This window comes from Clavibacter sp. MX14-G9D, from assembly GCF_032917815.1.
Classification (GTDB): domain Bacteria; phylum Actinomycetota; class Actinomycetes; order Actinomycetales; family Microbacteriaceae; genus Clavibacter; species Clavibacter michiganensis_K.
In genome coordinates this window covers 1-8,665 of record NZ_JAVCVL010000119.1, presented here as the reverse complement: position 1 = coordinate 8,665, position 8,665 = coordinate 1, and the positions used below count along the sequence as shown (strand labels likewise).

Genomic DNA, 8,665 nt, shown 5'->3' with positions numbered 1-8,665 from the left:
CGGGCGGGCGCCCGCCCGGGGCGCGGGGACGTGATCCGCGGGGCCGGTGCGCCGCGCCGGCTCTGGGAGGATCGGGGCACACCGAACCGGGAGCCGCCATGACCTCCACCTCCGCGGGCGCCGTCGCCCTGCCGCCCACCCGCGTCACCTACCCGGCGGGAGCCGTCGCCTCCGAGGGCACGGTCCTCCGCGTCGACGCCCGCGACGACGGGACCCTCGCGGTCGTCCTCGACGCGACCGCCTGCCACCCGGTCGACGCGGCCTGGCCCGACCAGCCCGCGGACCGCGCCGTCCTCCGGGTGCGGGGAGCCGCCATCGAGGTGCTCGACTGCCTCGTCGGGGCGGCCGGGACGGATCCGGCGGAGGGCGGGGCCGCGCTGCACGTGGGCGCGGACGTGCCCGTCAAGAAGGGCGCCGACGGCTGGTCGTTCGTCGCCGTCCACGTCGTCGCGGGCGACGCCGACGTGCGCGCGGGCGACGCGGCCGAGGTCGCCGTGGATCCCGAGCACCGCCGGGCGCTCTCGGCCGGCCACACGGGCTGCCACCTCGCCTCCCTCGCCCTCGACCGCGCGCTGGCCGCCGCGTGGACCAAGGAGGTCCCGCGGGACGCCCTCGGCGCCCCGGGCTTCGACGCGCTCGCCATCGGGACCTCGCGCATCGGCCCGTGGTCGTCGGTCGACGTCTACCGGCTCGGCAAGTCGCTCCGGAAGAAGGGCTTCGTGCCCGCCGCGCTCCTCGAGCGCCTCGACGAGGTGCGCGCCGAGGTCGACGCCACGCTCGCCGGGTGGGTGGCCTCGGGAGCGGCCGCGCGGATCGAGCGCGAGGGCGACCTGCTCACCTCGCGCCGCTCCTGGGTCTGCGAGCTGCCCGACGACACGGCGCGGATCCCGTGCGGCGGGACGCACCTCGCCGGCCTCCACGAGCTCGCGTCCGTGACGGTCGACCTGGAGGTCGAGGAGGCCGACGGCGCCGTGGTGGTGCGGATGCGCACCACCTGCGTCCCCGCCTGACGCGCCCGGACCGGGGGAGCCCGGTATCCCCGCACCTCGTGCGTCGGGTACCGTGGTCAGGCGCCGTCCGGCCGACCGGCATCCTCGGTCCGGCGACGGCGCGGCGATGGAAAGTGGTATCGAACGTGGCAGCAACCCCCGCGACGAAGTGCTCGGTCTGCGGCAAGGCGAACCCCGTCGGCATGGCCACGGGCAACATCCTCGACCACGGCCGGAACCACGAGCGCTGCCCGGGCTCCGGGAAGCCGCCGGCCGTGTCGACGAAGCCCGCCTCGGCCGCCGCGAAGTCGGGCACCGCCCCGTCGCGGAAGCCCGCGAGCGAGGCCGCGAAGCGCGAGCCGTCCCGCAAGACGACCCCGGCGAAGGCCGCCGGCCCCACCCGCGGCGTCACCGTCCGCCGGGTCGAGGTCGACACCGAGCGCCTGCGCCTGCGCGAGGAGAAGCTCGAGCGCATCCGCGTGCAGCGCGAGGAGGCGGCCCGCCGCCGCCTCGGCGACTACATCGTGCCGCTCGACGCCGACGGCCAGGAGGCCCCCGAGGCCGACATCACGCTGGAGACGATGGACGACGAGGCCCAGGCCACGGTCGAGCCCGGCGCGTCCACCGAGGCCGACGTCGCACCGGCGTCCGACGGCGCCGATGCCGGCGCCGAGAGCGGCCGCGCCGACTCCTAGCGCGTAGCGTGGCGCTCATGACAGAGCAGTCCACGGAGCAGCCCACCACCCACCTCGGACGCACGGGCGTGGAGGTCTCGCGCCTCTGCCTCGGCACCATGATGTTCGGCGCATGGGGCGAGACCGACCACGAGAAGTCCATCCGCGTGATCCACCGCGCCATCGACGCCGGGATCACCTTCATCGACACGGCCGACATCTACGCCTACGGCGAGTCGGAGGAGATCGTTGGCAGGGCGATCGCGCAGTCCGGCCGCCGGGACGACATCGTCCTCGCCACCAAGTTCTTCAACGGCATGAAGCCGGAGGCGAACCACCGCGGCGGGTCGCGCCGCTGGATCATGCGGGCCGTCGAGGACTCGCTGCGCCGCCTCGGCACCGACTACATCGACCTGTACCAGATGCACCGGCCGGACGAGCACACCGACATCGAGGAGACCCTCGGCGCCCTCACCGACCTGGTCTCCCAGGGCAAGGTGCGCTACATCGGGTCGTCCACGTTCCAGCCCAGCCAGGTCGTCGAGGCCCAGTGGGCCGCCCGCGAGCGGGGCACGGCGCGCTTCGTCACGGAGCAGCCGCCCTACTCGCTCCTCACGCGCGGAATCGAGGCGGACCTCCTTCCCACCACCCAGCGGCACGGCATGGGCACGCTCGTCTGGAGCCCGCTCGCCGGCGGATGGCTCTCCGGCAAGTACCGCAAGGGCCAGGAGATGCCCAAGACGCACCGCAACGACCGCGACCCGTCCCGCTACGACCCGTCCGACCCGAAGCTCGAGGCCGCCGACCAGCTGGGCGCCCTCGCCGACGAGCTCGGCGTGCCGCTCGTGCACCTGGCGCTGGCGTTCGTGCTGCGCCACCCGGCGGTCACCAGCGCGATCATCGGCCCGCGCACCATGGAGCAGCTCGAGTCCCAGCTCGACGCCGCGACCCTGGAGCTCGACGCCGCGACGCTCGACCGCATCGACGAGATCGTGCCGCCCGGCCAGAACGTGAACCCGGCCGACACGGGGTTCTCCAACTACTGGCTGGATCCCGCCAAGCGCCGCCGCTGAGCTGCCGCCGGGCTGCCGCCGGGCCGCGGCGGAGCGACGGGAGCCGACGAGCCGGTCCGGCGAGCGTCGGCTCCCGGCGCGCGGCGAGGCAGGGCCCCTAGGGTCGTGGCATGAGCCGCCGCACCCGCGAGCCCGTCTACGGGACCGCCGTGATCCTGGGCCGCGCGCTCTTCGGGTCCCTCCGCCTCCGCCTGGTCGCCGACGGACGGGAGCGGATCCCCGAGACCGGGGGCGCCGTCATCGCGATGACGCACTTCGGGTACCTCGAGTTCGCCCTAGTCGAGTGGGCGACGTGGCTGCACGGCCGCCGCCGCATCCGCTTCATGGCGAAGAAGGGCGCGTTCGACCAGCCCGGCGTCGGCTGGGTCCTGCGCCGCATGCGCCACATCAGCGTCGACATGACGGCGGGTGCCGCGGCCTACGCCGACGCCGTCGCGGCGCTCCGCGCCGGGGAGCTCGTGGGCGTGTTCCCCGAGGCGGGAGTGAGCGCGTCGTTCCGCGTGCGCGAGCTGAAGACGGGGGCGGCCCGGCTGGCCGCCGAGGCCGGCGTCCCCATCGTCCCCGTCGCCGTATGGGGCGGGCACCGGCTGCTGACGAAGAACCGCCGCATCCGCGTGAGCGACCGCATCGGCGTCCCCGTGCACCTCCGCGTGGGCGAGCGGATCCCGGTGGCGCCGGACGCGGATCCGCGCGTCGTCACCGACGCCCTGCGCGGGGAGCTCCAGGGGCTGGTCGACCGCCTGCAGGCCGACTATCCGGTCGACGGGCGCGGCGCGTGGTGGCAGCCGCGCCACCTCGGCGGCACCGCGCCGACGCCCGAGGAGGCCGCGGCCGCGGACGCCGAGCGCGACGAGCGCCGCCGTCGACGCGCCGAGGAGCGCTGAGGTCGACCGGTCGCGGGGCGCCGCTCGACGCGGCGGATCCGGACGGACCGACGGGGGAATGAGACCGGCCCGGACCTTCGAGGCCCGGGCCGGACTGCGCACGTGAACGTCTGTTACCCGCAGACGAACCGGCTGGTGCGGTACAGCTCACCCGAAGAGCCGTACCGGATGCCTCCACGGTAGCCCGGCATCCTGGCGTTCCTCCGGCTTGCGCGGGAATGTACCCCGTATTGGGGGGATCGGCCTCTGTCCGTCGTTTGGGGGACCCAGTACAGTGCTGGGCTCGGGGGAGGACGCGGGTCAGGCCGGCTCGGAGAGCGGCGAGCGCTCGAGGCCCGGCGCGGGCGGCGCCGTGGGATCGGCGTCCACGCGGGCGATCCGGTTCCGCGCGTCGACGTGCACCACGTGCGGCTCGAGGGCACGGGCCTCCTCGGTCGTCATCTGCCCGTACGCGATGAGGATCACCACGTCCCCCACGCCCACGAGGTGGGCGGCGGCGCCGTTGATCCCGAGCACGCCGCTGCCGCGCTCGCCCGCGATCGTGTAGGTGTCGAGCCGGGCCCCGTTGGTGACGTCGACGATGCTCACGCGCTCGCCCACGAGGATGTCGGCGGCGTCGAGCAGGTCGCGGTCGACCGTCACCGAGCCCACGTAGTGCAGGTCGGCGTGCGTCACCGTGGCGCGGTGGATCTTCGCGGTCATCATGGTGCGCAGCATGCGTCCTCCTCTGCCGGGCGGCGTCCGTGCGCGCGTCGGCGGAGCACGGTGATCGCGGGGCGATCACGAGGGCAACGCGCGGCGGCGGGCGGATGTTCCGGCGGGTGCCGGATCCGAGGTCGCGCGTGGCCCCCGGCGAGTGTACGAGACCCCCGCGGGCAGCGCGGACGCGGCCGGGCGCGCTGCAGCCGCCGCGCGGGCACGGTGCGGCCGCCGTCCGGGCTATGCGCGCCGCCCGCCGCGGGCCACGCTGGGGGAGGGGACCCGACCCGCACCGATCACCACGGAGGCACCAGTGGCAGGACGAGACACAGCCGGCACCATCGAGGACCGGCCCGACCAGGACGACGCGCGCAAGCCCGACTCCCCGACGGACATCGAGAAGCCGTCGTGGAAGTACGTCCTCCGCAAGACCATGCGCGAGTTCGGCTCCGACCAGTGCACCGACATCGCCGCGTCGCTGACCTACTACGCGGTCCTGTCGCTGTTCCCGGCGCTCATCGCGATCATCTCGCTGCTCGGCGTGTTCGGACAGGGGCAGAGCACCGTGGACGCGGTGACCGAGGTGGTCCAGCCGATCGCACCCCAGGCGGTGGAGCTCCTCGGCCCCGTCATCGAGGGCTTCGTGGACTCGCCGGCAGCCGGCTTCGCGCTCGTCTCGGGCATCGTGCTGGCCGTCTGGTCGGCTTCCGGCTACGTCGGGGCCTTCAGCCGGGCGATGAACCGGGTCTACGAGATCCCGGAGGGCCGCCCGTTCTGGAAGCTCAAGCCCACGCAGCTCGCCGTCACGGTCATCGGCATCGTGCTCCTGCTCGTCTGCGGGCTCATCATCGCGATCTCCGGTCCCGTCACCGACGCCATCGGGGAGGCGCTCGGGCTCGGGCAGACCGTGCAGGTCGTGTGGTCCATCGCCAAGTGGCCGGTGCTCGCGTTCGCGATCGTCCTGCTGATCGCGATCCTCTACTACGCCACCCCGAACGCGAAGCAGCCGAGGTTCCGGTGGATGAGCATGGGCGCGGCCATCGCGCTCGTCGTGCTGGTCGTGGCCTCGCTCGGCTTCGCGTTCTACGTCACGAACTTCTCCAGCTATGCGAAGAACTACGGCGCGCTCGCCGGCGTCGTGGTCTTCCTGCTCTGGCTCTGGATCGCGAACCTCGCGCTGCTGTTCGGCGCCGAGTTCGACGCGGAGCTCGAGCGGGGCCGTCAGCTGCAGGCCGGCATCGCGGCGGAGGAGACGATCCAGCTGCCGCCGCGGGACACCGCCGTGAGCGACAAGAAGGCCGCCCTGGAGCGCGAGGACGTGAAGCGCGGCCGCGGGATCCGCGAGCGCCACGACCGCGACGAGCGCCTCGGCCGCGAGGACCGGGCGGACGACCGCTCCTGATCCGCCGCCGACGCGTCACGCCGGGGCCGGTGCGCGATCCGCGCGCCGGCCCCTCGCGCGTCAGCGGTCCTTGACCTCGTCGTACGCCGCGAGCGCACGACGCCGGGACTCCTTGAGGTCGACGATGGGCGACGGATAGGCCGCGAGACCGCCGTCGGCCGTGGAGTCCGCGTCGTCCTCGGCGCTCGCCACCAGGTCGCCCTGGGCCTTCCACGGCTCGTGCACCACGTCCCGGGGCGCGTGCGCGAGCTCCGGCACGTACGAGCGGATGTACTCGCCCGCCGGGTCGAACTTCTGCCCCTGCAGCACCGGGTTGAACACGCGGAAGTAGGGCGCCGCGTCGGCTCCGGACCCGGCGACCCACTGCCAGCTGGCGGCGTTGTTGGCGGAGTCCGCGTCGACGAGCGTGTCCCAGAACCACTGCTCCCCGAGGCGCCAGTCGATCAGCAGGTTCTTGATGAGGAACGACGCGACGACCATGCGCACGCGGTTGTGCAGGTGGCCGTCCTTCCAGAGCGCGCGCATGCCGGCGTCGACGAGCGGCACGCCGGTCTGCCCGCGCTGCCAGGCGCCCAGCGTCTCGTCGGTCGGCTCCTCCCACGGGAAGCCGTCGAACCGCGGGCTGAAGTTCCGGGTGGCGAGGTCGGGCTGGTGGTACAGCAGGTGGTAGCTGAACTCCCGCCATCCGAGCTCGGACAGGAACTTCGTGGCGTTGACCTCGTCGCCGCCGACCTTCCTGCCGCGCGTGCGCTGCACCCGGTGCCAGACCTGGAACGGGCTCACCTCGCCCCAGCGCAGGTACGCCGACAGCCGCGAGGTGGTCATCGCCGCGGGCTCGTCGCGCTGGGCGGCGTAGTCCTCGAGCTCGTGGTGGACGAAGTCCTCGAGGCGCTGCAGCCCCGCCGCCTCACCCGGGTCGCAGGACTCGCGGAGCCCGCCCGCCCAGTCCGGCCTCGTCGGCAGCAGACCCCAGTCGTCGAGGTCGTCCGTCCGAGGGCGCTTCCGCGGCGCGTCGAGCCCCGTGGGCGCGGGGAGGGGCTTCCGCGGCTCCTCGCGCTCCTGCGCGGTCTTCCAGAACGGCGAGTACACGCGGAACGGCTCGCCCTGCTTGTTGGTCACGGTCCACGGCTCCACCAGGAGCGACCCCTGGAAGCTGCGGACGTCGAGGCCCTGGTCCCCCAGGTCCTTCTTGATGCCGGTGTCGACCGCGATCTCCGCCCCGCCGTAGCGCCGGTTCCAGAGCACGGCGCCGGCCCCGGTCTCCTCGACGAGCTCGGCGAGCACGCGCGCGGCCGGTCCGCGACGCAGCACGAGCGGCGAGCCGAGGTCCCGGAGCGACTCCCCGAGGCGCGACAGGCTCATGTGCAGCCACCAGCGGGCGGCGCCGCCGAGCGGGCGGATCCCGTCGCTCTCCTCGTCGAGCACGTACAGCACCACGACCGGCTCGCCCCGCTCGACCGCCGCGTGCAGCGCCGGGTTGTCGGCCACGCGCAGGTCGTCGCGCAGCCACACGATGCTCGGCCCGTGCGCCGCCGCGGCGCCCTCCCGGTCCGTCGATCCGTGGTCGGGGGCGTCGTCGTCCGTCATGCGTCGAGCCTAGGACGGTGTCCGTCCGGCGGCGGGTGTGCGGTGCTCGCGCGGACGCAGCCGGGCGGCCCGTAACATCGGTCGTGGCAGTGCGCGTCCGTCCGGGTCCGACCGCCGACCGCACCCGACGTCGAGAGGCCCATGGACCACCCGAGCGCCCCCCTGCCCCCGTCCGCGCACCGCGGAGCGGCCGGCCCCGACGCCGTCGCGGCGGTCGTCGTCGCGCGCGACTCCGGCGCCACCATCGCGCGCACCCTCGCGTCGCTCCTCACCCAGACCCGACCGCCGGAGCGCGTCGTCGTCGTGGTGGCCGGCAGCCACGACGACGCCTTCGCGGTCGCGCGCACGTTCAACGGCGTGCATGAGCATCCCGCCGACGGCGCGGGCCCCGCGGCGACGACCGTCACCGTGATCGACCGCGGCCCCCGCGAGAGCCCCCTCCGATCGGCCTACGACCTCGCCTTCCGCCTGGTGGGCGCCCCGGGGCGCGTGCTGCTCGTGTCGCCGGACGCCGAGTTGGAGCCGCGCGTGCTCGAGCTCCTCGCCGATGCCCTCGACCGCGATCCCGACGCCGTCGGCGTCTCCGCCCGGCTCGACCCCCGCCCGAGCGGATCCCGCGGGCCGCTGGCGGCCGCCCTCCGCCTCCTGCACCGCCACTGGGCGGTGGGCGCGGTGGAGACCGGCATCGACCTCGGCCTCACCGGGCCGGTCCCGCTGGCGCCCGCCACGCTGCTCCGCATCCCCGCACCCGAGCCGGCGTCGTCCTCGGCCGTCGCCCCGTCCGATGCGATCCTCACGGCCCTCCTGTCCGGCGAGGACCGGTCCGCGCTCGTACCCGGGGCGCGGGCGCGCGTCGACACCGCCGTCCGCTGGGGCGCGATGCGCGAGCGCCGCGACCGGTGGAACCGGCACGTCGGCCGGCTCACGCACGCCGGGTCGCCCGCCGGCGCGGCCGACCGGCGCCGCGCCCGTCTCGCCGCGCTGCGCATCGGCGTCGGGCCCGTCCTCCGCTTCGTGTCCTACGCCCTCATCGCGCTCTACCTCGGCGCCGCCGGCATCCGGGGGGAGCTGCATCCGGCCTGGTGGTGGGCCGTCCCCGTGCTGGTGCGGCTGCCGCTGCAGATCCGCACCCTGCGCCGCATCCGCGAGCGCACGCTCGCCGACGTGCTCTTCGGGGCGACGCACCTGCCCCTGGAGGCGGGCGAGGCCGCCTACGGCGTCTCGCGCATCCGCGACGGCCTGCACCGCGTGGTCCCGCGCGGCCGTCGTGGCCCGGCTGCGGCCGACGCCGTGCCGCCGCTCTCCGCCGTCGACGCCACAGCCGTCGCGGTGCTGGCCGTGGTGGTCACGGGCGTGC

General features: G+C 74.9%; 8 protein-coding genes. 6 read left to right on the top strand and 2 right to left on the bottom strand.

The window, feature by feature from the left end; genetic code table 11:
* The first annotated feature begins 98 nt into the window (after positions 1–98).
* The 4 genes from Q6969_RS10335 (at position 99) to Q6969_RS10320 (ending at position 3,620) form a co-directional block, all read left to right on the top strand.
* Positions 99–1,010: a metal-dependent hydrolase gene (locus tag Q6969_RS10335; protein ID WP_317230365.1), complete on the top strand. Its 912-nt coding sequence runs from the start codon at positions 99–101 to the stop codon at positions 1,008–1,010.
* A gap of 125 nt (positions 1,011–1,135) precedes the next feature.
* Positions 1,136–1,684 (top strand): hydophilic protein, encoded by a 549-nt coding sequence (locus Q6969_RS10330; protein ID WP_317230364.1) that lies wholly within the window; start codon positions 1,136–1,138, stop codon positions 1,682–1,684.
* A 17-nt stretch (positions 1,685–1,701) separates the two neighbouring features.
* Positions 1,702–2,736 (top strand): aldo/keto reductase, encoded by a 1,035-nt coding sequence (locus Q6969_RS10325; RefSeq protein ID WP_317230363.1) that lies wholly within the window; start codon positions 1,702–1,704, stop codon positions 2,734–2,736.
* Positions 2,737–2,846: 110 nt separating this feature from the next.
* Positions 2,847–3,620 (top strand): lysophospholipid acyltransferase family protein, encoded by a 774-nt coding sequence (locus tag Q6969_RS10320; protein WP_317230362.1) that lies wholly within the window; start codon positions 2,847–2,849, stop codon positions 3,618–3,620.
* A 300-nt stretch (positions 3,621–3,920) separates the two neighbouring features.
* Here Q6969_RS10320 and panD read toward each other — a convergent pair whose 3' ends face one another.
* Positions 3,921–4,337: an aspartate 1-decarboxylase gene (panD, locus tag Q6969_RS10315; protein ID WP_094115001.1), complete on the bottom strand. Its 417-nt coding sequence runs from the start codon at positions 4,335–4,337 to the stop codon at positions 3,921–3,923.
* 295 nt (positions 4,338–4,632) lie between these two features.
* On the opposite strand from panD, the gene Q6969_RS10310 reads away from it, so the two are divergent.
* Complete coding sequence (locus tag Q6969_RS10310) at positions 4,633–5,721, top strand: YihY/virulence factor BrkB family protein (RefSeq protein ID WP_317230361.1); 1,089 nt, start codon at positions 4,633–4,635, stop codon at positions 5,719–5,721.
* A 60-nt stretch (positions 5,722–5,781) separates the two neighbouring features.
* Here Q6969_RS10310 and Q6969_RS10305 read toward each other — a convergent pair whose 3' ends face one another.
* A complete protein-coding gene (locus Q6969_RS10305; RefSeq protein WP_317230360.1) occupies positions 5,782–7,308 on the bottom strand; it encodes a deoxyribodipyrimidine photo-lyase in 1,527 nt (508 codons plus the stop codon).
* Positions 7,309–7,449: 141 nt separating this feature from the next.
* Here Q6969_RS10305 and Q6969_RS10300 point away from each other — a divergent pair.
* The coding region (locus Q6969_RS10300) for a glycosyltransferase (protein WP_317230359.1) at positions 7,450–8,665 on the top strand (1,216 nt) is incomplete at its 3' end.